We start from the raw sequence: 25552 nt of genomic DNA on the forward strand, positions 1-25552 counted from the left end.
CACACGGCATGGACAGATCATGCCAAGCTGTTACGCTGCGTCCGTTACATAGTATCATTCCATGTCGACCCGCCTGACTGAACGAGACCCCAAGGGAGTTATGAATGTCCGTGCTGCCCCCACTGCGTAAGGCGCTACTGGCGTCCAGCCTGCTCGTTGCACCAACGCTGTTTGTCGCGGTTTCAGCACCCTCGATGGCTGCCGAAGCGACGGTCCAGCAGGGCGCTGCTACCGGCACCTCCCCGAGCAGCCCTTCTGCGAGCCACACCGGGGGGATACCAACCCCGCATGGCGCGACGGCAATGGACAGCGCAGTGCGTAAGACCCTCTCCAACGGACTGCGGGTTGTCATCGTGCCCGACCGTCTGGCCCCTGTCGTTCAGACACAGGTGATCTACCTCGCGGGCTCTGCTTCTGCCCCGGCAGGCTTTCCCGGTACCGCTCATGCGCTTGAGCACATGATGTTCAACGGGTCGAAAGGGCTGAGCCGTGATCAGCTTTCAACGGTCAGCGCCCGTATCGGGAATGTGAGCAACGCCTTCACCACCGAGGATACAACCCAGTATTACTTCCAGGCCCCGTCTCATTATCTGGATGTGCTGCTCAAGATCGAAGCCGATCGTATGCGCAACGTCCTGTTGAGCGACGCCGACTGGTCGCATGAGCGCGGTGCCATCGAGCAGGAAGTCGCGCGTGATGTATCGATGCCGTTCGAGCGCTTTACCATCCAGCAAAACCTCGCCCTTTTCGCAGGCACGCCCTACGAGCATGACGCCCTTGGCACACGCGAGTCATTCGACAAGACCGACGCCAAACTGCTGCACGGCTTCTATGACAGCTGGTACCAACCCAATAACGCGATCCTGCTGATCGTGGGGGATGTCGATCCCAAGACCACGCTCGAGAAGGTAAAAGCGCAGTTCGGTGCCATTCCGGCGGGCAAGCTGCCTGCGCGCCAGGTCATCACCCCGGCCCCGGTCACGCCCCGCACCATCACGCTCGATAGCGATTATGCCACGGGCATATTGAGCATCGGTTTTCGTATGCCCGGTGCCGGCAGCCCCGATGCGGCGACGGCACAGATCCTGGCCGATGTGCTTGGCAGCCAGCGCGGCGCGCTTTTTGCGCTTGTGCCGCAGGGCAAGGCGCTGGCGACCGAATTCTCCTATAATGCCCGCAAGCAGGCAGGGGTTGGCAATGCGCTTGCCGCCTTCCCCAAAGGGCAGAACCCCGAGGCCCTTCTGGGCGAGATACGCGCGATCCTCTCAACCCTGCGCAGCAAGGGTGTGCCTGCCGAACTCGTCGAGGCCGCCAAGCGCAAGGAAATCGCCGCGCTCGAATACAACGCCAACAGCGTAACCGATCTGACCCAGAGCTGGGCCAGCGCCCTCGCCTATAATGGCCTGGAATCCCCTGCCGAGCTGGTGAAAGCCTATAACGCCGTAACACCCCAGATGGTAAATGCGCTTGCAGCAACCATCCTCGACCCAGACCATGCGGTGACCGGTATCCTGACCCCGTCGGGAGGGAAATCGCCCAATATCAGCAGCAATAAGGGGCCCGAATCCCTCCTGCCGCCACCGGGCAAGAACATTGCCCTGCCCGACTGGGCCGCGACCGCACTGGCCGATCTGCCAGCCCCCAAGCCGCTTGCCCAGCCTACACGATACACGCTCAGCAACGGCATCACCCTGCTGGTCCAGCCCGAGCATGTCAGCCATACCATCGTGCTCTATGGCAGCATCCGCCATAACAACGACCTGCAACAGCCCAAGGGCAAGGACGGTGTGGCCGGTTTGACGGGCGATCTGTTCCTTTATGGCAGCAAGACCCATGATCGCCTTGCCATGGCAGCGGCGCTGGATGATCTGGCTTCCGATGCCGATGGGGGCACCTCCTTCTCTCTCAGCACGCTCACACCCAACTTCGAGAAGACGCTGTCCCTTCTTGCCGAGATGGAGCTTCATCCGGCTTTCCCGGCGCAGGCCTTTGCCATTCTCAAGCAGCAGGCGGTAGCGTCGCAGGCCGGGGTGATGCAATCGCCCGGCTATCGCTTCCAGCGCGCCCTGACCAGAGCCCTTGCACCGGCAAACGATCCATCACTGCGTGAAACCACCCCACAGACGCTGTCCTCCATCACGCTTGCCGACGTCCAGAATTTCTACAAGGCAGCCTATCGTCCCGATCTGACGAGTATCTTCGTCATCGGTGACATCACCCCCGAAAAGGCGCGCGATGCGGTCGAGAAGGCCTTTGCAGGATGGAAGGCAACCGGCCCCAAACCCGCCGTAGACCTGCCGGACCGTCCGCTGAACAAGCCGTCTCAGGCCGTCATTGATGATCCGGGCCGTGTTCAGGATTCCGTCTATCTCGCCCAGACCGTTCCCGGCGGCATTCATAACCCGGACCGCTATGCGCTTGAGGTCGGCAACGAGATTCTCGGTTCCGGCTTCTCCTCGCGTCTCATGCAGGATCTGCGCGTGCGCACCGGTATGGTCTATACAACCGGGAGTGATTTCGGCTGGTCGGTCAATCGCGGCGCGTTCGTGATCACCTACGGTTCTGATCCTGACAAGACCCTCAGGGCACGCGATGCTGCCCTGCGTAACGTCCGCGATATGCAGACCCATCCCGTGACCGATGATGAGTTGCTGAACGCCAAGGCCTCGATCCTGCGGGCCATTCCGATGGAACGGGCCAGCTTCGGGGGCATTGCCGGGCAGTATCTCTCACTGATCGGTCTGGATCTGTCGCTGGACGAGCCCGATAAGCGCGCTCAGGCCGTTTATGGCATGAAGCCCGCACAGGTTCAGGACGCCTTCCATCGTTGGGCCAGACCGCAGGATATGGTGCAAATGATCCGTGGCCCCGCACCGATAAAGAGCACAGGGAAATAACATCCAGTTTCTCTTACCCTCTCCCTCCGCTCTTCACCGGTGGGAGAGGACCATCAAGTTCGCTCTACCTGTGTACGGCGGGGCAGAAGACAAAAAAAACCTGCCCGGATCGGGCAGGTTCAGGAACTCACCACAAAGGTGCTGTCAAAAGCCTTCGGGCGCTTCATCTGATGCTTCGGCAATCGCTTCGGCTTCTTCCTGAAGATAGGTCTCCAGATCACCATCGGCCGCGTCGTTCAGATCACGCGGGCTGATGCCGCTTTTTTCGGCATCGGCCAGACAGGCCGCGACGGCCTGCGAGGGCTCCCCCCAGTTTTGGTGGTGGGCTTCGATCCAGCTATCGAGCCATTCATCGATATCTTCGCCCGTCATGCTCAGCGTGTTCCGAAAAGACGATCGCCTGCATCACCGAGCCCCGGGCGGATATACCCTTTTTCATCCAGCCCACGATCGACAGCGCAGGTCACGATACGCACATCGGGGTGGCGTTCATTCAGGCAGATCACCCCCTCGGGTGCAGCCAGAAGGCAGACGAAGATGATCTTGCGCACACCGCTGGCCTTGATGCGATCGATGGCTGCTGCGGCGCTATGGCCCGTCGCCAGCATCGGATCGACCACGATACATTCACGATCGGCCACGTCCTCGGGCAGCTTCATGTAATATTCGACGGCTTCGAGCGTGTCGTGGTCGCGATAAAGCCCGACATGGCCAACGCGGGCTGCCGGGATCAGGTCAAGCATACCGTCGAGGATGCCATTGCCTGCGCGCAGGATGGACACGAAGCAAAGCTTCTTGCCGGAAAGCTGACGGCCTTCCATGCGCTCCAAGGGCGTCTCGATCTCGACCGGTTCGGTGCTGAGGTCGCGCGTCGCCTCGTAGCACATCAGAAGGCTGAGCTCGCGCGTCAGCCGCCTGAAGCCTGCAGTCGAGGTCGACGCCTGACGCAGGCGCGTCAGCTTGTGTTGAACGAGCGGGTGGTCAAGCACGACCAGGGAAGAAGGAAGGGCAGTCATGAGGCGTTCCTTAGCGTGAATTCGTTGCGCTGTCAGCTTGGTTCAAAGCGCAACGCCACACCATTCATGCAAAAGCGCAGCCCCGTCGGCTTTGGCCCGTCTGGAAACACGTGGCCAAGATGCCCCTTGCACTTGGCGCAATGCACCTCGATGCGCGTCATGCCATGCGTTTTGTCGACCGTCGTTTCAGTCATGCCATCGCGCGGTTTGAAAAAGGACGGCCACCCGCTGCCGCTCTCATATTTGGTATCTGAGTCGAACAGCGCCTCGCCGCAGCCTGCACAGTAATAGACACCCTCACGCTTCTCATCATTCAGCGGGCTTGAGCCCGGGCGTTCGGTGCCATGCTCACGCAGGACGCGATGTTGCTCGGCGGTCAGGGGCAGGCCACAGCTGGGCATTGCGCCGCTCTCTCGGGTGTCGTCGGTCATGGGAACGCTTCCTTCGCAAATCATCGGCCATGCGGGAGAAATCCCGCTCGGGCCCACAGGATATGGCGTCTCAACGCGCCGCTTCCAGAGTGTTTCATCCATCCTGCCAGTTGCTTCAATGACCGCCCTCCCGGCTCAAGGCTGCAGGGCGGGTGCGCTGGAGGATGCGCGGGTCATTTGCCAGCATGTCTTGATGCCGCCGTGGAACGGGATCCTCATTCACCATCCTCCGGGCCCACACATGCGCGTCTCGGCGACGATACAGAAATCTGTCCCTGTCCATTGGCTAAGAAGCGGGGGACACAAACGGTGATCGCGCAAACGCGTCTTGGCGGGCACGGCATGCAGGGTTTCAATGGTGCCATCAGCAAGGAGCAGGCATCATGAGCCGCAACAATCCGCACTCTCTCACGGGCAACGCCGAGGAAACCGGGGCTGACCCGCTCGATGCCTACGACGTGCTCTACACGCTGGAAACCGATCCGCCCCAGATCACGGCGCTTCTCACGGAGACGGGTGTTGTCGTCTCACGGTGCGATGCGCGCTGGGGCACACCTGATGGTATCTGGCTCGACCGGACACATATCTACTGGACCAATATGGGCGCCGATTACAATGTCGCCGATGGCACCATAGAACGCGCCCGTCATGATGGCAGCGCTCATGCAGTTCTGGTCGGACACGGGCTTGTCGTCACGCCCAAACAGCTCGCGGCAGATCCGCAGGCAGGTTGGCTCTACTGGTGCGATCGCGAGGGCATGCGCATCATGCGCAGCCGTTTCGATGGTGCCGATTTGCAGGTTCTGCTTCAGAACGGGACCTACCCCAGAGATACACGCGATATCACACGCCACTGCGTGGGCATTACGCTCGACCCTGAGCGCCAACACCTCTACTGGACCCAGAAGGGGCCACCCAAGGGAGGCAAGGGCCGCATCTTCCGCATGGCGCTCGCCCTGCCCGAAGGGGCCGATCCTGCTTCACGTGACGATGTGACCCTTCTGGCCGATCACCTGCCTGAACCTATCGACCTGCATTTCTGCCCGGCTTCGAACCGCCTCTACTGGACCGATCGTGGCGCGCCGCCAGACGGGAACAGTCTCAACGTGGCCGAGGTGACTGCCGATGGCCTGTGCAATCACAGGGTCATCTTCCGTGGGCTGGATGAAGGAATCGGACTGGCCATCGATCCGCAGGAGAAAACGGCTTTTGTCAGTGATCTGGGCGGCAACATACGTCGTATTGACATCGCGAGCGGGGTAGCGGTGATCCTGCGCCATCAATCCCGCACAACAGGTGTCTTTCTGGTTCCCCGGCGCTGACGGGACGCGCCTCATGATGAGCCACCCTGCCCTGATGCATCAGCACGCGAATACCGACAGGGTGGCCACCATTCGCCACTCACAGCATTCTTAGCCAGAAAATGGCGTGAACCCGCCGGGGGAGAGTTCGCAGAGCACGCAAAATGCGGCATCATGGGCGCAAAATTGCAGGAGACTACTCATGTCCGCATCCCCTTCCAGCGTGCCGCGCCCGGTCATGCTCGTCATCCTCGACGGTTTCGGCGATAGCGCCACCCGCGAGGACAACGCCGTAGCTCTGGCCGATACGCCGAATTTCGACCGTCTCTGGGCAGGCTCTCCTCATGCCTATCTGAAGGCGTGCGGCGAGGATGTCGGCCTGCCGGAAGGGCAGATGGGCAATTCGGAAGTCGGTCACCTCAATATCGGTGCTGGTCGCGTTGTTATGCAGAACCTGCCGCGGATCAGCCGCGCCGCGCGCGATGGGTCGCTGGCCAGCAACCCGGCCCTGTGTGCCTTGATCGACGCGCTCAAGGTCAGCAAAGGCACCTGCCATCTGATGGGGCTGGTTTCCACGGGCGGCGTCCATGCCCATATGGACCACGTCATTGCGCTCGCCCAAATCGTGGCACAGGCCGGTATTCCCGTGGCCGTGCATGTGTTCTCCGATGGGCGTGACACTGCGCCCGATTCCGGCGACGGCTTCATCCGCACTCTTGCTGCCGCCCTCCCGGCCGGCGCCAGCATCGCCACGGTCAGCGGGCGCTATTACGCCATGGATCGCGACAATCGCTGGGAACGCGTCAGCCGCGTCTATGATGCGATCGTCTCCGCAACCGGCAATCACGCAGATGACGCATTAAGCGTTCTGCCAGCCAGCCAGGCCCTGGGCGTGACAGACGAGTTCGTCGAGCCGACCGTGATCGGGTCCTACGCCGGCATGAAGGATGGCGATGGCATCCTGTCCGCGAATTTCCGTGCCGACCGCATTCGCGAATTGCTCGCTGCGATGGTTTTCCCCGATTTCGATGGCTTTGCGCGCTCGAAAACCATCAAATTTGCCGCTGTATGCGGCATGACCGCCTATAGCTCGGCTCTGGCACCGTTCATGAGCGTCATGTTCCCCAAGGAATCGATGGAGCACCTGCTGGGCGATGTCGTTTCACAGGCTGGGCGCACACAGCTGCGCATGGCCGAGACCGAGAAATATCCGCACGTCACCTACTTCCTCAATGGTGGCCGCGAGGCTGTTCTGCCCGGTGAAGAACGTATTCTGGTCCCCTCACCCAAAGTGGCCACCTATGACCTGCAACCGGAAATGTCTGCCCCGGAACTGACCGACAAGGCCGTAGCTGCCATCGAAAGCGGCAAGTTCGACCTTATCGTTCTGAACTTCGCCAATCCCGACATGGTGGGCCATACTGGCGTGCTGGCAGCCGCCATCAAGGCCTGCGAAACCGTGGATACCGGGCTCGGCCGTATTGTCGATGCCATCGACAAGATGGGCGGCGCGCTGATCGTCACAGCCGATCACGGCAATTGCGAGACCATGCGCGACCCAGTTACCGGTGGCGCTCATACAGCCCACACCCTCAACCGGGTGCCGGTGCTGCTTCACGGTGCGAAGGGCGTCACAGCCATCCATGACGGACGTCTGGCTGATCTGGCTCCCACGCTGCTTACCCTGATGAACCTGACCAAGCCTGCCGAGATGACCGGCAAGTGCCTGATCAACGGCTGAATCTACCATGCCGGTCGCGAGCCTCTTCCTGACCGGCTGTTCAGCCTTCGGTAAAATGCGCTTCACGGGCGGGCCGGCTCAACCTGCCCGTCTGAAAGAGCGTTGGGGAGAAAAACCCCTCGAGACATCAGGTCAGAGCGGGGCCTTGCCTCAGGATGCCTCCCACTCGCCGTCCATTCCGATTTCCTCCGACTGGCGATGCACCATCACCCTCTTCGCGCCTCTGCACCCCGTAGGGCGAGATACATCACGAGGTGACGCCTCTTCTCTTGCCGATACCCATCATGCCGCCGCGCCTGAAGCTGTGCCATTTGGCGCAACACGTTTCACAAGGGCGTTTTGCCTTAGCTGCGTGACGCTGAGCTTTGGGTTTGCGCTGGCCGTGTTATCGCCAGCAACGGGGGCGACACTCCATACGAAACAGGGCAACGCCAACCAGAAGGCGCTCGACAAGGCCATTGCAGACAAGAAGGCCCTTATGGCCCGCCAGGCCAATGAGGCGGCCCTTATCGAGACCCGCCGCAAGGATCAGGCGCGTGCCGCTCAGGAGGCGGCGTTGCAGGCCCAGAAGGCCCGACGTTTCTCTGCCCTAACCAACCAGGCCGAGAACGAACTGGACGCAACGCAAAAGCAGATCGACGCCCTGACAGCCGATATCGCCTCACTCACGGCAAGACAGAACGATCAGCGTCTGGCGCTTGCCCGACGCCGCGCCGCCCTCCAGACCATTCTGCCTGTCGCCCTGCGCCTTGCCCGCTATCCCGGCACGTCTGTCGTTGCCCTCTCGGGGCAGGCCGATGATGCGGTTCAGGGCCTGAGCGTGATTGCGGGGCTGACACGACTGACCACCCGGCAGGCGGAGGATTTGCGCAGCCAGAAAACACTCCTCGATCAGACAGCTCACGAACTTGCAGACCGCAACACGGCGCTCGGAAATGCGAGACGCAAACTGGCCGCTCTACGCGATCTCAACGCCAGCCGGCTGGAAACCGCCACCCACCAGCAGGCCGAGGCCGAGGCACGAGCCCGTCAGGCTCATGATGAAATCGCCGCCGCAACAGCAAAGGCCGCGACGCTCGAGGATGCGCTGACAGCCATCGACAAGGCGCAGGCCAGCATCAAGGCACGAATGGAAGCCGAGGCCAGAGAACTGGAAAGGCAAAACCAGCAGGTAAAGGCGCGTGCGCTCAGCACACAGGCCCGCGCCCTGAGCAGTTCGGGCAATGGCGTGACACGGGGCGGCGGACATGGCCCCGTATCCGGTCGTGTGCTGACTGCGTGGCACCAGACCACCGAGAGCGGCCCGGCCAGCGGCATCACCTATCAGGCAAGCGCCGGGAGTTCTGTCAGCGCGCCTTGTGCCGGGCAGATCGATTTTGCCGGCCCGTTCCGATCATTCGGCAACATGATCATTCTCGATTGCGGGCATCATTTCCGCTTCGTGCTCTCTGGATTGGGGGGGCTTTCCGTCTCGACGGGGCAGACTATCAGCCGCCATGCTGCGCTCGGCACCATGGGCGGTGGCGGCGGGGCACTCTTCGTGCAACTGCGCTCGGGAAGTAAAATCATCGATCCCGGCCCCTATCTCTGAAGGGTAACCTCACGCGACCCCAGAACCCCTCTTGGCGATTCTGTGTTGTTTCGACAGACTGCGTTAATATCGCTATAGATTTCAGATCTTAGTGCGGTGGAGACCCTGGTGTTCAGGCTCCGCTGCAAGACAGACGCTAACAGGATCGGCACCGGACCTCAGGCTCCGTACCGGATTCAAGGGATGAATTGCATGAAGCTCCGCACTGGTCTGCTGCTCGGAACGGCATTCCTGGCCGGAATCACCGCCGGTCCGGCGTTGGAAGCCGCCATGGCCCCGAGCCTTGGGCAGATGATCAGCAGCAAGGCCTTCGCCAAGGAAGTCGCGGCCGACCCCGACAACCACAGCGAAACCCTGCGCCTGCTCACCTTGTTCGGAACCGTGCTCGACCTTGTTCGCGCCGAATATGTCGAGCCTGTCAGCGACAAGGATCTGATCAACAACGCCCTCGATGGCATGGTGGGCGGTCTCGATCCCCACAGCTCCTACATGAACGAGAAGCAGTTCAAGGAGATGCAGATCCAGATCAGCGGCAAGTTCGGCGGTCTGGGCGTACAGGTCCAGCAGCAGAACGGCCATATCCGTGTGGTCTCGCCCATCGATGGTACCCCTGCCTCGCGCGCAGGACTCAAGCCGGGCGATTACATCACCGAAGTCGATGGCAAGTCGCTTGAGGGTCTGACCCTCGATCAGGCCGTGACCAAGATGCGCGGCGATCCGGGCACCAAGATCACCCTGACCATCATTCGCGCGAAAGAGCCCAAGCCGCTCAAGGTCACCATGACCCGCGAGGTCGTGCATGTGCAGGTCGTGCGCTCGTCGCTTTATGGCAATATCGGCTATATCCGCATTTCCGAATTCGACGACGACACCGAGACCGCACTGCATGAGGCCTATGACAAGCTGAAGGCAAAGTCGGGCAACAAGCTGCAGGGTCTTGTGCTCGATCTGCGCCTGAACCCCGGCGGCAAGCTCGATCAGGCCATTGCTGTCAGCGATGATTTCATCCCCGAAGGCGAAATCGTCTCGATCCGTGGGCGTCACGCCGAAAACAACCGTCGCTGGGATGCCAAAGGCACCGATATCACAGGCAAGCTGCCGATTGTCGTGCTGATCGATGGCGGATCGGCCTCTGCCTCCGAAATCGTGGCCGGTGCGCTTCAGGACCATCGCCGCGCCGTTCTGGTGGGCGAAAAATCCTTCGGCAAGGGCTCCGTGCAGTCGCTCATCCCCGTGCCGGGCCATGGCGCCGTGCGTCTGACAACGGCGCGTTACTACACGCCATCGGGCCGCTCCATTCAGGCTTTGGGCATCGCGCCCGATATCGTGGTCAAGGAAAGCAAGGACGACGATGGCTACGGCTATCGTGAAGCCGATCTGGCCCATATCATCACCAATACGGGCGGCAACAAGAACAAGGCCCCGACACGGACCGACCTGCCTTCCATCTCGGCAAGCATCCCCCACGCGCCTGCCGATAACTGGCCCCGTTTCGACCCGGCCAAGCCGGCGACGGACTTCCAGCTGCAGCAGGGTCTGCGTGTGGTCCGCGCCATGGCATCGCTGCCTGATGAAGCGCTTCCGCTGGGGCAACCGGCCGCTGACAAGGCTGCTGCAAAAACCGCCGATGCGAAGCCCCCGGAAAAGGCGACTGACGACAAGGCCGCCGGGGAAAAAGCGGCGGGCAAGGATCAGAAGCCCCCTGCTCCGGCTTCTTCTTCCACGCAGCACTGATCTTTTCTGGCACCGGCCCCTTTCGAGGGGCCGGTTTCATATCTTCCGCTTGACGCTTCAACTCCATCCGAGCCCTACGCCATGATCGATCCGGCCACGCTTCCCTATCGCCCCAATGTGGGCATCATGCTGTTCAACCGCGAGGGCGCCCTCTTCCTCGCCAGACGGACCGATCTGCGTGATGTCTGGCAATGCCCTCAAGGCGGGATTGACGAGAACGAATCTCCGGAAGAAGCGGCACATCGTGAATTGCGTGAGGAGACCGGGCTTCGTCATGCCACCCTGCTGGGCAGCTATCCCGGTTGGTTGCCCTATGACCTGCCCGCCCATCTGATTGGCAAGGCACTCGGGGGACGATATCGCGGTCAGACGCAACGCTGGTTTGCCATGCGCATGGCCGAGCCCGACAGCGCCATCGATCTGGCAGGAGATGGCACGGAACCTGCCGAATTCGATCGCTGGGAATGGGTCCGCCCTCAGGACGTGACGACCTATAATCTTGGCTTCAAGCGTCCGCTTTACGAGCAGATCCTGCCCGCCCTGGCGGCATTGGCCCCTCCTGTGGTTCAGGAAATCTGATCATCCTCAGCAGAAGCTTCTCGCCGTAAGCCCTGAGTCTGGGCCACCTCTCCCCTCAAGACCATCAATCCTGATCATGCATGCCTCAGGCATTCAGCAGGGGGCGTGCTGGCGAACCCCGGCGCGCTCCCGGTGTCTCAAGGGGCGTCTATGATTTCGAGCGTGGCGGCTTCCAGCACAACCTCCGGTGCGGCCTCAACCAGATCGAGCGACTGGTTGCGCACAAGGCGGGCATAGAGTCCGCCCTGCGCCTGCAACTCGGCATGGGTACCCATTTCGACGGCCGCGCCTTCGCTCATGACGATAATCAGGTCAGCACTCTTAACCGTCGACAGACGATGCGCCACAATGATGGTGGTACGGTCACGGCGCAGATCGGCCAATGTTGCCTGAACCTTGGCCTCGCTCTCTGAATCCAGTGCGCTTGTCGCCTCATCCAGCAGCAGCAGACGCGGATCACGCAGCAGCGCGCGCGCCAGCGCGACGCGCTGCCTTTGCCCACCCGAAAGACGCTGACCACCCGGACCAACCCGTGTATCGAGCCCCTGCGGCAAGGTGTCGGCAAAATCGACTGCCGCCGCAAGGGCAGCCGCCTCGACTTCTGCACGGCTGGCCGTGGGGCGACCGATGCGAATGTTCTCAAGCACGGACATGTCGAAAAGCGTGGTGTCCTGGCTGACATAGGCAATGGCGTCGCGCAACTCGGAGAGCTTCAAATCACGCAGATCCACCCCGTCGAGCAAAATCTGCCCAGCGCTGACATCGTGAAGTCTCGGAATGAGCGACAATGCCGTGGATTTACCGGCCCCTGACGGCCCGACCAGCGCCACGGTCCAGCCCGGTCGCACATCAAAGCTCAGGCCACGCAAACCTGTGCGGCCATCGGGATAGACAAACCCGGCCTGATCGAACACCAGGCGTCCATGTCCCGGCGGCAGGAGACGCGCATCCGTGCGTTCGGCCACGGCTGGCGGTTCGTCGATGACCGAAAAAACGCGCTCCAGCCCACCGAGACCTTCCTGCAGGGCCGCATTAAGCGACCCAAGGGCGCGCAAGGGGCGCGAAGCGGCAAAAAGAGCGGCAATGAAGGCCGTGAAATCGCCCAGCGTCGCGCCACCCATCGCGGCACGCCAGCCAGCGAAACCGAGCACCGCAGCAATAGCCGTGCCACCCAGCACCTCAAGCACAGGATCGACACGCGCCCGCCCGCGTGAAATCCGCCAGAAAGCGTTGTGCAGCAGGTCCAGCGATCCATCCACACGTCGTGCTTCGCTATCCTCCATACGATACACGCGCACCTGACGGGCCAGCGCAAAGCTCTCATTGAGCAATGTCGCCGTCTCACCGATCTGCTCCTGCATACCCCCCGAAGCGCGACGGACACGCTTGCCAAGTTTCTGTATCGGCACAGCGGCGACCGGATAAAGCACGAGCGCGATCAGGCTCAGCTCCCAGTCGGTATAGATCATGGAGGCAACAAGCCCGACCACGGTCACGACATCTCCCAGCGCATTGACGGCGCGGATCATGGCCTCACGGATCGAGACCGCATCGGTGGTAAAGCGCGCAGCCCACTGCGCGGGTGCTTCCTTTTCGATACGCGCGATATCGGCTGTGAGAGCATGGGCGAACATGCGTGACTGCAAGCCGCGTATGACCACGAGAACGAGCCCCTGTACGGACAGGGTCTGGCCATACTGTGTGGCGGCCTTGAGCCCTGTCACCAGCACCACCAGAGCAGGCACCTGATAGAGAATACGCGGGTCATGCACCGCAAACATATCCACCGCGCGCTTGATAACGAGCGGATACAGAGCCGTCAGCCCGGCGGTCAGAACCGTAAGCACCACGACGGCGGCCAGACGCCCGACATGGTGACGGACTTCCTCACGCCAGATGCGAAAAATCATCTGGCGTCCCTGCACCCCCTGCGGGTCGATGCGTCGCAAAGGGGTCTGGGCTGCAGGCTGCGCTGTTTTCATTCCTGCGGTTTACCCCCCAGCGCCCTGTGACGAAAGAGGCAGGCGCGTTTTCAGTTCGGCAAGACAGGCCATCCGGTCAGGCAGGCAGCCCTGGCTGCGCCACCAGGCAGCCAGATGGGCAAGAGTCTCCCCTATGGCCGGCCCCGGTCGCACACCGGCGGCCATGACATCACGCCCGGCCAGCGGAAAAACCGGCCTCTCAAGCTGTGCGATCCTGTTTCTCAATGTGTTCCATGATTTGGACGAGACATCGGCTATCCTCTCGGCCTGTGCAAACCAGCTGCGGTCGATCAATGTCTGCCGGTCATGACAGGACAGCAGCATGCGAAGCGCGTGGTCGCCCAGTGAGGGCGCGAGGATCAACGGGTTCTGCGTTTCATACCCTTGCACATCGAAACCATGCAGCAGGGTAGATGGGCTCATACGGGCAAGGCGCTGCGCCTGTTTGCCCGACAGCCGAAGCCGCTCAGCCAGATCCGGCGTATCAGCAAGCAGCCCAAGACGCAGGATGTCATCGGGCGGTACATCGGCATCGAGTGCACGGGCCAGACGCGGCAAGTCTGCCGAAGGCAGGAGGCGAGGCAGGATACCGGTATCGGCCATCAAATGCAGGCTGCGCATGAGATTGGGCCCTGTGAGAATACGCAGTATCTCGCTGGCCACACGCTCGGCGGAGAGCCCATCGATCAGGGCGGCATGGCTGGTGATTGCCCGTATCGCTTCCGCATCGGGTCGATCCTGCGGGCCGGTGCCCCCGAAACGCGCCTGAAAACGGAAAAACCGCAGGATACGCAGCGCATCTTCCTCAATGCGGCGGGCGGCATCGCCCACAAAGCGCACATGACGCGCCGCAAGATCCTCAAGCCCCCCGAAATAATCATGAATGTCACCATGACGGTCACAGAAGAGCGCATTGATCGTGAAATCGCGTCGCGCTGCGTCCTCCTGCCAGTCTGTCGTCCAGGCAACCTCGGCATGACGTCCGTTCGTTTGCACGTCACGCCGCAATGTCGTGATTTCATAGGGCACATGATCGATCAGCGCTGTGACGGTGCCATGAGCCAGCCCGGTCGGTATCGTCTTGATCCCCGCCGCTTCAAACAGGGCCTGAACCGTCTCGGGGGGCTCCGGGGTTGCCAGATCGAGATCATGCACCGCGTCACGCCCGATGAGCAGATCGCGCACCGATCCACCAACGAGACGCGCTTGCGGCAAGATATGCCAGAGGCGATCGAGGCCCGAACGATCAGGCAGTTTGTCGAGAAGGCTCAGATGGGACACGGCTGTTGATCAGATTCCGGAACAGAAGAAAAAACGGCTGTGATGCCCGCTGTCCCATACCCACCCCGGTTACGGCATAGGGGCCAGCGGGAAGAAGCGATTATGGCTCCATACGCCCATGCAGGGGCGACAGCCAACATGACCGGGCACAGCAAGTGCCACGAGTTCGTAATAGACCGGGCGCGACAGCCGGGCGAGCACGGGCTGGTCGCCCTCACCGTGACGGACCTGAACATAGGGTATGGCCGCGCAATCTTCCGATGGCGGATGGTCCCAATCGACAATCAGGGGATGGGCGGGTCCAACGCAAAGCAGCTCATCCATATTGGTGCGCAGGCACAGATTTTGCTGACGGCCGCAGCCACCACGAAAATCGAGTTCCCGCACGATGAACGGGGCATCTTCCACCTGTATGATACCAGACTCAGTCGGCGTCCTCAGCCAGAACTGCCCCTGAGCGTCACGTGTCAGCATGGAGCCAAACAGACACAGCATTTCCTTGCGGCGTATGGGCGAGCCCCGATACAGCCACGTCCCGTCGCGTCGGATGACAAAAGGCAGGGCACGGGGTGTCTGCTCGCCCCCTGTCCTTTCCAGCGGGGCAAGCCCGATATCGGACGCGCCCTGATCTGCGATCCCTTCCGCTCGCATCGCGCCGGCATGATCCATGCCGGAAGGAACAGAACCAGCGGATGACCGGCTCTCGCAACCTGCACGGGTCGGGAACCCGGCTTCATGAGTCGCAGAACGCTCTGCGCCGTCTGTCGCCTGTTTAACCACGCCGTCCTTCAAGGTTCTCTCCGCTCACGGTCCAAAAAATCTGGTCTCCTGCTGCAAGTTGGGTCGTCTTATGGCTTGATGAAACCCCCGGAACTGTCAGATTGGCAAATATGAGCCAGAACGATCTCTCTTCCTTCCCCGCCGGATACCGCCCGGATGAAAACCCGGCTGATCTCGCTTATGTCGAGCAACTGACCGCCCAGCTGGGTGCCGTCAGGCAGGCCATAGGCCAGGTTGTTCTGGGTCAGCGCGATGTCATCGACCGTCTGCTGGTCACGATCCTCTCCGGGGGTCACGCGCTTTTGATCGGCGCACCGGGCCTCGGCAAGACGCTTCTTGTCAGTACCGCAGCCCGCGTTCTGGGCCTCGATACACGCCGCGTGCAGTTCACGCCGGATCTGATGCCATCGGACATCACGGGCAGTGATATTCTCGACGAGGACGAAAACGGCCGTCGTTTCTTCCGCTTCGTCCGCGGGCCGATCTTCACGCAGCTTCTCCTGGCCGATGAAATCAACCGTGCCAGCCCGCGGACGCAATCCGCCCTGCTTCAGGCCATGCAGGAATATGAAGTGGCCCAGGCAGGCACAAATCACCCTCTGCCTCGCCCTTTCCACGTTCTCGCAACACAGAACCCCATCGAGCAGGAAGGCACCTACCCCCTGCCTGAAGCCCAGCTCGACCGCTTCATGCTGCGTATTGCGCTCACCTTCCCTGAGCGCGATGCCGAGCGCGACATGCTGCTCCAGACGACTGGTGCCGTAACAGCAAGCGCTCCGACACTTCTCACCCCGGCCGATCTGATCGAGGCGCAATCCCTGGTACGACGTCTGCCGGTAGGGGAAAAAGTCCTCGAAGCCATCCTGACCCTTGTGCGTGGTCTGCGCCCCGAGACAGCCTACAAGCCCGAAATCGGCACGTCGCTGCTCTACGGGCCGGGCCCGCGCGCGGCGCAGGCGCTCATGCTTGCCTGCCGTGCCCAGGCGCTTCTCGATGGGCGTCTGGCACCCAGCCTCGATGATGTGGCGGAACTGGCAGAGCCGGTTCTCGCTCATCGTATGGCGCTGAGCTTCCCCGCGCGCGCCGCGGGACAGAAGGTGGAAGCGCTGATTGCCTCGGCTGTCGAGGCGCTTCTCTGATCGTGAGCGGTTTTTTCGGCAAATGGCGGCGCAGCGAGGCAAAGCCATCTCCCGCTGCGCAGGCCGGGTCATACCCGGAGGCGGAAGCCCTCCTCCCGTCTCTGGTCATCGAGGCAGAGCGCATCGGGCGTCAGTTGCGCGCTGGCGTGCATCATCAGCACCGTGCTGGCGCAGGGGAGGATTTCTGGCAATACCGCGCGGCCCATGACCATGAACCGGCGCATCGTATCGACTGGCGTCAGTCCGCCCGCAGCGACCAGCTCTGGGTCCGTGAGCGTGAGGCCGAAGGGGCACAGATCCTCTCCCTCTGGTGTGACCCCTCGCCCTCGATGAACTGGCGCTCACGCCCCGAATTGCCGCTCAAGACCACGCAGGCCCAGCTTGCCACTCTGGCGCTAGCCTCCGCCGCGCTGCATGGTGGCGAGCGCGTGACGCTGCTCAATGGGCCAGAGCACGGACGCTCCGTCAGTGGGCCTCACTCCCTCTCCCGCCTCGGGCAGAATCTGGCGTTTGCCGCCTCGACGCCCCTGCCCCAGCTCGACACGCTACGCGCCTACGGGCAGCTCGTTCTGGTCAGTGATTTCCTGATGCCTCCCGAAACCCTGGACCGGATTCTGCGCGATATCGCAGCCCGACCAGCCCGCACGGAGCTTCTCTGCATCCTCGACCCCGCCGAGCGAAGCCTGCCTTATGCGGGACGTATCAGCTTTGACAGCCTAGAGGATGAGGGACAGCTTGTCCTGCCAGCAGTCGAAACCCTGGCGGAGCCCTTTGAACGCGCCATGCAGGCCCATCTCGATCAGCTGGTCACCCTGGCCGAAGCGCATCGCGCCGGCTTTACCCTTCATCATACGGACCAGCCGCTCATGCCCGCCCTTCTAGGCCTGCATGCAAGGTTGAGCGGGGGCCATACGAGCGGGGGAAGCCTGCGTCCATGATCTTCCTGACCCCCCTTGCCCTGGCGGGGCTGATCGCGCTGCCCCTGCTTTACTGGCTGGTGAAGGCGACCCCACCGCCGCCGAAGGATCTGGCTTATCCCTCGCTCCAGATCCTGCGCCGCCTGCAAGCCAGAAACACCGATACGGCGCGTTCACCGCTCTGGTTGCTCCTGCTGCGCCTGCTCGCTGTTGCCCTGCTGATCCTCGGTCTTGCGCAGCCCGTCTGGCTGGGGCGCGAAATCAGCGCAGGCGGCGGGCATGATCTGGTTCTGGTGCTCGATAATGGCTGGGCCGCCGTGCCGCACTGGCAGGAGCGCATCCGCGCAGCGCGTAGTCTGGCCGAGCGCAGCTTTCGCGCAGGACACGCCGTCACGCTGGTTCTGACTGCCCCTGACCCCGATGGGACGTCCCCTGCTCCCTTCACCACACGTGATCGCCCGCGTTTCGAAGAGCGTCTTCTTGCCCTCGCCCCCCATTCATGGCCCACGGATCGTGCCCATACGGCCAGCCAGATCGATGCCCTGAGCCACAGCGCCGCCCTGACACAGTCCGATCTCGTCTTCATCTCGGACGGCGTGGCGACAAGTGGCGATACGAGTCTTGCGAAGGCGCTCGCCAGCTTCAACGGCACGGTGCGTGACATGCGCTGGCCGGGCTGCGACACGATGATTCTGAGCGTTCATCGCGCGGCCGACAATAATTTCACTGCGACCACAAGCGGGTTGTCCTGCCCCGCCACAGCATCGGGCGGACTGCAAGTCAGGGCACGGTCGGAAAATGGTGGTACGCTCGGTATCTTTCCGCTGCCCACCGGTCAGACCACGCCGCTTGACCTGCCGCTGCCCCCGCTTCTGCGTAATCGCGCCGCACGCTTCGTTCTCGAACGCGATGCAACCCCTCTCCCCGGTCCCGCCGCAATTGCCCTGCACGATGCAGGTGAACACCGGCATCCGGTCGGTCTGCTCACTCCCGGCACGCAGGATACCCCGCTGACGGGACAGGGTTTCTTTCTGTCCCAAGCCATCAGCCAGGTAGGTGAATTGCACCGTGGCGCTGCTGATGACCTGCTGCGAGGGAAGCTCTCGGTACTGATCGCGACAGATGGCACCCTCGCCGATGAGCAGACACGCCAGCATGTGGCGGAATGGGTGCGTCACGGTGGGGTGCTGATCCGTTTCGCCGGCCCCGTTCTGGCGGCCGATACACAGGCCAGCGCGCATGACATGGCGCGTACCCTGCTGCCTGTGCCGCTCATAAGCGGCATGCGCCAGCTTGGCGGCCCGATGTCATGGGGCAAGCCACAGGTCCTTGCCGCATTTGCCGAACATTCCCCCTTCGAGGGCTTGCCCCTGCCCCATGAGGTGACAGTGACGCGTCAGGTTCTGGCTGAACCCACCGCCGATCTCGGTGCGCATGTCTGGGCCCGACTGAGTGACGGCACGCCTCTGGTGACGGCCAGTCCGTTCGGACAGGGAGAGCTGGTCCTTTTCCACGTCACCGGCACCGCCGACTGGTCGAGCCTGCCGCTTTCCGGTCTGTTTCCTGCCATGCTCGAACGTCTGGTTGAGCGCTCGCTCGGCCAGCAGAACGAGACCGCCCTGCGCCAGCTTGTTCCGTTCACCATGCTCGATGCCAATGGCCAGCTTGTTCCGCCCCCCGAAGCTGCCCGCCCTCTCGATGTGGGCACACTCGCCACAACGCGTCCCGACGCCCAGCACCCGCCGGGTTATTATGGTCCGCATCTGTCGCGCCGGGCCTTCAATCTGGGCGATCATCTGCCCCCGATCGCAGCGGCGCCTCTGATGGGGCGCAGCCTCACCCCCGACCATGTTTCGCCCGACCGGCCTCTTGCGCCGTGGCTTCTGGGCATGGCTCTGGTGATGCTGTTGGCCGACTGCCTTGTGGCATTGTGGCTGCGTGGGCTGCTGGGTGGCCGCCAGGGCCAGGGTCAGGGCCATACCGAGAGCAGAAACCGCACTGGCGCGAAAGGCGCAGGACTTACCCTGTCAGCCCTGATCCTGCTCGGCGCTGTGTCTGCCTCTCCGGCGACCGCGCAGGAAGATGACGAGAGCCCGAAACATGCCGGGGTGACCAACGGCGTCGTTCCCGGTGCCGCGCTTGAAACACGGCTTGGCTATGTGCTGACGGGTCATGACGATATCGACGAGGCCTCCCGTGAGGGTCTGCAAGGCCTGTCCAACTACGCGTCCGATCGCTCCTCCGCCGTGATGGGCCATCCGGACGGGCTGGTCCCCGGCAAGGATGATCTTGCCTATTATCCCCTGATCTACTGGCCCATCACCGACGATGTGCAGGAAGATTCCAGACGCTCGGCGGCCCTCAACAGCTTCATGGCGCATGGCGGTATTCTCATGCTCGACACACAGGGCACGGGCTCCGATCTTTCCACGCAGGATGAAGGGCAGATGCGCTCGGCCCTGCGGCGCGCCACGGCAGGTCTTGTGGTACCCCCACTGTCAAAGCTCGATGATCATCACGTTCTTGCCCACAGCTTTTACCTGCTGCACGATTTCCCCGGCCGTGTTCAGGGCCTGCCTGTTTGGGTGGCCCGCAGCGGCGATGACAGCAATGACGATGTCAGCCCCATCATTATCGGTGCCGGTGACTGGGCTCATGCCTGGGCGATGGATGCCCAGGGCAACACCCCCTACGCCGTGATCCCCGGTGGTGACGAGCAACGCACGCAGGCCTATCGCTTTGGCGTCAATCTGCTGCTCTATGCCCTGACCGGCAATTACAAGGCCGACCAGATGCGCGTGCCCGAACTCCTGAAGAGGATGGAGCAATGATCCATCTCACCTTCATGCCGTTCCTGCCTTTCTGGCTGCTGACAGGCTCTGCCGCGCTGGTTGTGGTGGTCGGCGCCTATGCGCTTTTTCGTGGCGCACCGGGCAGCGTGCCACGCCTGCTTGCGCTTCTCCTTGTGCTGTTCTGGCTGAGCGGCCCACGGCTGAGCCGGCCATTTTTCGAGGCCGCCCCGCAGGATGTGCTGCTGGTGGTGGATCATTCGCCGTCCATGGCCCTTCGTGGCCGCATTGACAGCGCGGACAAGGCCGCCCGCACACTGCAACAGGCAGCCCACGACATTCCCGGCCTGACGCTGCATGTTGTCGATGTTCCGGGCGGTTCAGGCCATGGCACACGCCTGTTCGATGCCATCGCCCAGGCCGATCTGCCGCCGGGACGGTTCAGCGGTGCCATCATGGTCACTGATGGCATGGCGCATGACATCCCGTCAGCACTGCCTCCGCTTTTCACGCGCGATGGCAAGACCCTGCCGCTCCATGTCCTGCTCACGGGCAAGGGCGAGGAAACGGATCGGCGCCTGCGCGTATTGCAGTCCCCCCCCTATGCCCTTGTCGGCAAGGAAGCCCAGCTGCGCGTCGTTGTGGATGACCTCGGTGTAACGGGCAAGCAGCCTGTCACCCTTACCGTGCGTCAGGGCGATGAGCCGCCCCGCCACATCGACGCCCTGTCGGGCGAGCCCATCGATATTGCCTTGGCCGTAAGGCGTCCCGGTGAGACCCTGGTCACCCTCGATGCCGCGCCGCTTGCCGGTGAAGTCAGCACGCGCAACAACAGCACCATCGTGCGCATCAACGGCGTGCGCGACAGGCTGAAGGTGCTTCTGGTCTCGGGAACACCCAATCAGGGTGAGCGCGTCTGGCGCAGACTGCTGAAGGCCGATCCCTCGGTCGATCTGGTGCATTTCATCATTCTGCGTCCGCCCGACAAGGATGACGGCACCCCGCTTTCCGATCTCGCCCTGATTCCGTTTCCGATCAAGGAGCTGTTTCAGGACCGCATCAAGCAGTTCGACCTGATCATTCTGGACGGGTTCCACAATGCCGGGATCCTGCCACAGGATTATCTCGCCAATATTGCGGATTACGTGCGCGAAGGGGGGGGATTACTGCTGACTGCCGGACCGGAATTCACCGAGGACGGCACACTTCAGGACACGCCTCTTGCCGATATCCTGCCTGCCCATGTGCCTGGCGATGGTGTGATCAGGGAGCGTTTCGTTCCGCAGCTTACGCCATCGGGCAAGCGTCATCCGGTGACGGCAGGGCTGCCGACCAACTGGGGACCCTGGTATCGGGCGCTGGCCTCCGACCGCATCAAGGGCACCCCCCTGCTGACCGGGCCGGAGCAGCAGCCACTTCTGGTGCTCGATACGGTTCAGAAAGGGCGCGTGGCGCTGCTGCTTTCCGATCAGCTCTGGCTCTGGTCACGTGGCGAGGGCGGCGGCGGCCCGCAGGCGGAACTGCTCAAGCGTCTGTCGCACTGGCTCATGAAGGAACCGGACCTGGAGGAAAACCAGCTGCGTGCGACAATTGGCGAGGACAGCTTGCACGTCGAGCGTCACAGTGACAGCGAGCGTCTGTCGGGGCCTGCCATGATCACGGCACCCGATGGGCGCACCTTCCCCCTGACGCTCAAGCCGTCGGGCAATGGCGTATTCGAGGCCCGTTATCCCGTCACGGGTCAGGATGGGCTCTGGACCATCCGGCAGGATGGTCTTACCTCCTTTGCAGCGCAGGCCAGCCGCAACCCGATTGAGGATGCCGATCTGCGCGCGACTGCCCTGCGCCTCTCGCCTCTGGCGAAACAGTCGCATGGAGCTGCCCTCTGGCTTGGCCCTGATACCGCCACCCCTGCGATCAGGCAGATTGCTGATGCTGGCCGCGGTACAGCCATGTCTGGCGCGGGATGGATCGGTTTTCCACGTCAGATGGTGCCTGTTGCCTCGTCGAGCCGCCTGACCGAGATTGTTCCGTCCTGGCTCGCGCTGTGCGGGGTTCTGGCGCTTCTCTTCCTGGGCTGGTGGCGCGAAGGGCGGCTTCGCCGCTGATAGGGAGTCGCCAGCTTGTTAACGATCATTTATAGTCAACTCATGCGCCACTCGAGACTTCACATGAATGTCCCACGATTCTTTCCCCTGATGCTGACGGCTGCCCTTGCGGCAACGCCAGTCCTCTTCGTTCCCTGGCATGCTGCGCATGCGCAGTCTGCAGATGATGCGGAAGCGGAACAGGAGGCCGAAGAGGCGCAGAAGAAGGCTGAAGCCCGTCGGGCCGCCAAGGCGGCAGCGCCGCCTTCCGCCCTGCCTGGCGCTGACTCACAGGAATCAGATGCGGGCCACGCCAATGTGGACCTGAACCCAACCGACGCCCTGTTTGATGCCATCAACCGTGGCTCGCTCAATGCGGCGAAGGAGGCTCTCAACCGCGGCGCGGACATGAATGCCAAGAATGTCCTGTTCCAGACACCGCTGGACATGGCGATTGACCTCAACCGCAAGGATATCATGTTCCTTCTGTTGTCGATGCGGACCTATGGCGATGACAGCCGATTCGCTGCAGAAACGACCCACTCGCAGATCGAAACCGATGCCAAGGGCAACGGGCACCTGACCATCAAGGGCAAGGGTCGCAAGGGGACCTCGGCCGTGGCCGCATCCACCAAGCCGCGTTTCGACGTTTCCGGAGGCCAGGCCCAGCCGGATATCGGGTTCCTCGGTTTCGGCGGTCGCTGAAAGCTTCCTGCCTCCGCCTCGACGAGCCTCTGCACCAGACGATCCTCTGGTCGAGCGTACGAACTGCAAAAAGCGTATCGGTCTCCCGATACGCTTTTTTTTGCGACTGCCCTCATGCCAGCAGAAAAACGGAGCCGGATATCTCACCCGGCTCTCGCCCTCGGCTGAGCATCAATCGATCGCCGCTTCATGACGCAAGGGACGGACCCATTCATCGAGCGTCAGGCTTTGTCCGGTAATAGGCGTCACCGCGTCACGACGCAGATCGAAACGATAGCGCCCCGCCTTGCGCACCCAGTTTTCTCCCTCGACCCGCGCCAGCAAACGCGGCTCCAGCGACACCTGCACTTCCTCCGTCTCGCCCGGTGCGAGCATGATCTTGGCAAATCCCACAAGGCGGGGCTGGAACGAGGAATCACCTTCGAGGGTGGCATAGATCTGCACGACTTCTGCCCCGGAAACCGGCCCGGTATTGGTGACGGGCAAGCGCGCCACGAGTGCCTGCGGGTCGATCGTCACATCACCATGGTCGAAATGCGTATAGCTCAGGCCGAACCCAAACGGATATGCGACGGACTTCCCGGTCCGTGAGAACCAGCGATATCCTGTATCGGCACCCTCAATCGCGTAGTCGCGATGCACGATGGGTTTGTCGACGGGCTCGCCGGGATTGGAGATGACCGTCTGCGGATCGATCTGTCCGAGGCGTGGCAGATCGCTCTCACTCAGGGGAATGGTGAAGGGCAGACGTCCTGAAGGATTGACGCGCCCGAACAGGATGGACGCCATTGCCTCTCCCCCGCCAGACCCAGCGTAGAATGCATGCAGGATAGCAGGCACCTTGTCACGCCAGGGCATGAGAACCGGGCCGCCGGTTTCAAGCACCACGACCGTGTTGGCATTGGCCGCCGCCACACGCTCGATCAGGCGTTCCTGCTCACCGGGCAACGAAAGCCCCTGCACATCCTGCCCTTCGGTGCGCCACAGCTCCGCGAAAATGACCACGATATCCGCTGCCGCTGCCAGACCGGCAGCACGGTCGATATCCTGACCGTCATCATAACCCAGATGCGCCTGCGGCGCTGCAGCGGCGATGGCCCGCATGGGAGAGGAAGGATGATAGACTTTTTCCAGCGGTACACCGGCAAAAGTCGCGCCCTCCATCTTCAGGCTGCCCTTGAGCGTGACCGAGGACGAACCACCTCCTGAAAGAACACCCTGATCAGCGCGGGCACCGATCAGCAGAATATTCTGTGCCGCCGCCTTGAGCGGCAATAGGGTGTTTTCATTACGCAGCAGGACAATACCGCCCTCGGCGGCACGCTGAGCGATCCGCTTATGCGCCTCAAAATCAATGCTCCCACCCGGCTCGGCAGGATCGTCAATGGCTCCCACGGCGAAGAGACTGCGCAGCTGTCTCTGAATCGACTGATCAAGACGCGCCCGCGGCACCTCACCAGCGGCTATTGCCTCGTCCAGCAGCGCACCAAAGTACGGCTTGGGGTCGATATTGGCGCCGGACTGCACATCGAGCCCTGCCGTAATGGCCTTGACCGTTGTGTGGGTGGCTCCCCAGTCCGACATGACCCAGCCACGATAGCCCCAGTCCCGACGGAGCACCTCGCTGAGCAAAAAGGTATTTTCTGACGCCCAATGGCCGTTGACGAGATTATAGCCAGGCATGACGGCACCCGGGCTGCCGATCTCGATGGCAATCTCGAACGCCAGAAGGTCGCTCTCCCGCAGGGCTGCCTCATCGATATCCGAGCTGATCATCACCCGACCGGTTTCCTCGGGGTTGATCGCATAATGCTTGATGGTCGAGACCACCTTCTGTGACTGGATTCCCTCAATGGACGCACCAGCGATCTGACCGGTCAGCAGAGGATCTTCAGATATATATTCGAAAATGCGCCCCCCGCGTGGTTCGCGCACGAGATTGGCACCCCCACCGAGCACGACATTGAACCCCTTCGCACGTCCCTCGCACCCAACCACGCGGCCCGTCTCGCGGGCAAGCTCAGGGTCGAAAGAGGCACCAAGCATAAGGGATGATGGCAGCGCCGTGGCATTGTCATTGGGGCGGACACTATTGAGGTTGCCTATGCCCAGGCTTGCATCGCTCTGCTGCTGCGCCGGAATACCCAGCTCTGGCATCGCCGGAAAATAACCGGCGGAACCAATAGCGCCTTCCGGTTTGCTCTCATCGCCAATCGGGATAGCCATCGGGCCGGCCATCCATGACATCTTTTGCGTATGGCTCATGGCTTCGGTGGCCGCGCGGGCACGCGTATCGGGGTCCAGCGTCGGGTCGAGCCACAATGGCGTGCCCTCTCTTGGCCCTGTGCAAGTACCAGTGCCAGTGCCAGTGCCCTGGGTATCTGCGCGGGATGTCGTCGTATCCATGATCGATATCAGCCTCATCATCTTCAGCGGATACTCGCAGGACGGAAAACGCACACACCCTCCTTGATGGATCGGCACAGCGCTCCAAAGACGCTTGCCCGCGAGCCTGATCTATAAACGCACCAGCATGTTACAGATGCAAAGTCACAGTAACGCGACACAATTTGTCAATAAAA

18 protein-coding genes are annotated in these 25552 nt (G+C 62.2%); 11 read left to right on the forward strand and 7 right to left on the reverse strand.

Translation table 11 applies throughout. The features are described 5' to 3' along the window. The first annotated feature begins 104 nt into the window (after nucleotides 1–104). Complete coding sequence (locus P792_RS29565; protein ID WP_023978951.1) at nucleotides 105–2897, forward strand: pitrilysin family protein; 2793 nt, start codon at nucleotides 105–107, stop codon at nucleotides 2895–2897. Nucleotides 2898–3041: 144 nt separating this feature from the next. On the opposite strand, the gene P792_RS29570 is transcribed toward P792_RS29565, so the two are convergent. The 3 genes from P792_RS29570 to msrB are packed head-to-tail and all read right to left on the reverse strand — an operon-like array spanning nucleotide 3042 to nucleotide 4344. Next, complete coding sequence (locus P792_RS29570) at nucleotides 3042–3269, reverse strand: hypothetical protein (protein ID WP_023978952.1); 228 nt, start codon at nucleotides 3267–3269, stop codon at nucleotides 3042–3044. A 2-nt stretch (nucleotides 3270–3271) separates the two neighbouring features. Further along, nucleotides 3272–3913: a uracil phosphoribosyltransferase gene (gene upp / locus P792_RS29575; RefSeq protein ID WP_023978953.1), complete on the reverse strand. Its 642-nt coding sequence runs from the start codon at nucleotides 3911–3913 to the stop codon at nucleotides 3272–3274. A 32-nt stretch (nucleotides 3914–3945) separates the two neighbouring features. Continuing rightward, nucleotides 3946–4344 carry a peptide-methionine (R)-S-oxide reductase MsrB gene (gene msrB / locus P792_RS29580; RefSeq protein WP_023978954.1) on the reverse strand — a complete coding sequence of 133 codons (399 nt, stop codon included), beginning with the start codon at nucleotides 4342–4344 and terminating at the stop codon, nucleotides 3946–3948. Between the two features lie 383 nt (nucleotides 4345–4727). On the opposite strand from msrB, the gene P792_RS29585 reads away from it, so the two are divergent. The 5 genes from P792_RS29585 to P792_RS29600 all read left to right on the forward strand — a co-directional run bounded on the left by P792_RS29585 (nucleotide 4728) and on the right by P792_RS29600 (nucleotide 11290). Then, complete coding sequence (locus P792_RS29585; protein ID WP_023978955.1) at nucleotides 4728–5666, forward strand: YncE family protein; 939 nt, start codon at nucleotides 4728–4730, stop codon at nucleotides 5664–5666. A gap of 181 nt (nucleotides 5667–5847) precedes the next feature. Continuing rightward, nucleotides 5848–7386: a 2,3-bisphosphoglycerate-independent phosphoglycerate mutase gene (gene gpmI / locus P792_RS29590; protein ID WP_023978956.1), complete on the forward strand. Its 1539-nt coding sequence runs from the start codon at nucleotides 5848–5850 to the stop codon at nucleotides 7384–7386. A gap of 7 nt (nucleotides 7387–7393) precedes the next feature. Then, nucleotides 7394–8977 (forward strand): murein hydrolase activator EnvC, encoded by a 1584-nt coding sequence (locus P792_RS36030; RefSeq protein WP_023978957.1) that lies wholly within the window; start codon nucleotides 7394–7396, stop codon nucleotides 8975–8977. 192 nt (nucleotides 8978–9169) lie between these two features. Beyond that, entirely contained in the window at nucleotides 9170–10711 is a 1542-nt protein-coding gene (locus tag P792_RS29595; protein WP_023978958.1) for a S41 family peptidase, read from the forward strand. 81 nt (nucleotides 10712–10792) lie between these two features. Further along, nucleotides 10793–11290: an RNA pyrophosphohydrolase gene (locus P792_RS29600; protein WP_023978959.1), complete on the forward strand. Its 498-nt coding sequence runs from the start codon at nucleotides 10793–10795 to the stop codon at nucleotides 11288–11290. A gap of 137 nt (nucleotides 11291–11427) precedes the next feature. Here the strand turns inward: P792_RS29600 and P792_RS29605 are convergent, their stop codons facing one another. The 3 genes from P792_RS29605 to P792_RS29615 form a co-directional block, all read right to left on the reverse strand. Then, nucleotides 11428–13200, reverse strand: coding sequence for an ABC transporter ATP-binding protein (locus P792_RS29605; protein WP_231944689.1), 1773 nt, complete (start codon nucleotides 13198–13200; stop codon nucleotides 11428–11430). Nucleotides 13201–13281: 81 nt separating this feature from the next. Then, nucleotides 13282–14553, reverse strand: a complete 1272-nt coding sequence (locus P792_RS29610; protein ID WP_023978961.1) for a CCA tRNA nucleotidyltransferase — start codon at nucleotides 14551–14553, stop codon at nucleotides 13282–13284. 69 nt (nucleotides 14554–14622) lie between these two features. Continuing rightward, nucleotides 14623–15204 carry a DUF1285 domain-containing protein gene (locus tag P792_RS29615; RefSeq protein WP_152530222.1) on the reverse strand — a complete coding sequence of 194 codons (582 nt, stop codon included), beginning with the start codon at nucleotides 15202–15204 and terminating at the stop codon, nucleotides 14623–14625. 239 nt (nucleotides 15205–15443) lie between these two features. Between P792_RS29615 and P792_RS29620 the strand changes: the two genes are divergently transcribed. The 5 genes from P792_RS29620 (at nucleotide 15444) to P792_RS29640 (ending at nucleotide 22970) form a co-directional block, all read left to right on the forward strand. Next, nucleotides 15444–16472 (forward strand): MoxR family ATPase, encoded by a 1029-nt coding sequence (locus P792_RS29620; protein WP_023978963.1) that lies wholly within the window; start codon nucleotides 15444–15446, stop codon nucleotides 16470–16472. A 2-nt stretch (nucleotides 16473–16474) separates the two neighbouring features. After that, nucleotides 16475–17410, forward strand: a complete 936-nt coding sequence (locus P792_RS29625) for a DUF58 domain-containing protein (protein ID WP_023978964.1) — start codon at nucleotides 16475–16477, stop codon at nucleotides 17408–17410. After that, nucleotides 17407–20220, forward strand: a complete 2814-nt coding sequence (locus P792_RS29630; protein ID WP_023978965.1) for a DUF4159 domain-containing protein — start codon at nucleotides 17407–17409, stop codon at nucleotides 20218–20220. The genes P792_RS29625 and P792_RS29630 overlap by 4 nt, the downstream gene beginning before the upstream one ends. Beyond that, nucleotides 20217–22286, forward strand: coding sequence for a glutamine amidotransferase (locus P792_RS29635; protein ID WP_023978966.1), 2070 nt, complete (start codon nucleotides 20217–20219; stop codon nucleotides 22284–22286). The genes P792_RS29630 and P792_RS29635 overlap by 4 nt, the downstream gene beginning before the upstream one ends. Nucleotides 22287–22376: 90 nt before the next feature. Continuing rightward, nucleotides 22377–22970: an ankyrin repeat domain-containing protein gene (locus P792_RS29640; RefSeq protein WP_369794245.1), complete on the forward strand. Its 594-nt coding sequence runs from the start codon at nucleotides 22377–22379 to the stop codon at nucleotides 22968–22970. A 171-nt stretch (nucleotides 22971–23141) separates the two neighbouring features. On the opposite strand, the gene P792_RS29645 is transcribed toward P792_RS29640, so the two are convergent. After that, nucleotides 23142–25376 carry a glycoside hydrolase family 3 protein gene (locus P792_RS29645; protein ID WP_181950274.1) on the reverse strand — a complete coding sequence of 745 codons (2235 nt, stop codon included), beginning with the start codon at nucleotides 25374–25376 and terminating at the stop codon, nucleotides 23142–23144. Nucleotides 25377–25552 lie beyond the last annotated feature (176 nt).

It is taken from the genome of Asaia sp. SF2.1, from assembly GCF_000505765.1.
In the GTDB taxonomy this organism is placed as follows: domain Bacteria; phylum Pseudomonadota; class Alphaproteobacteria; order Acetobacterales; family Acetobacteraceae; genus Asaia; species Asaia bogorensis.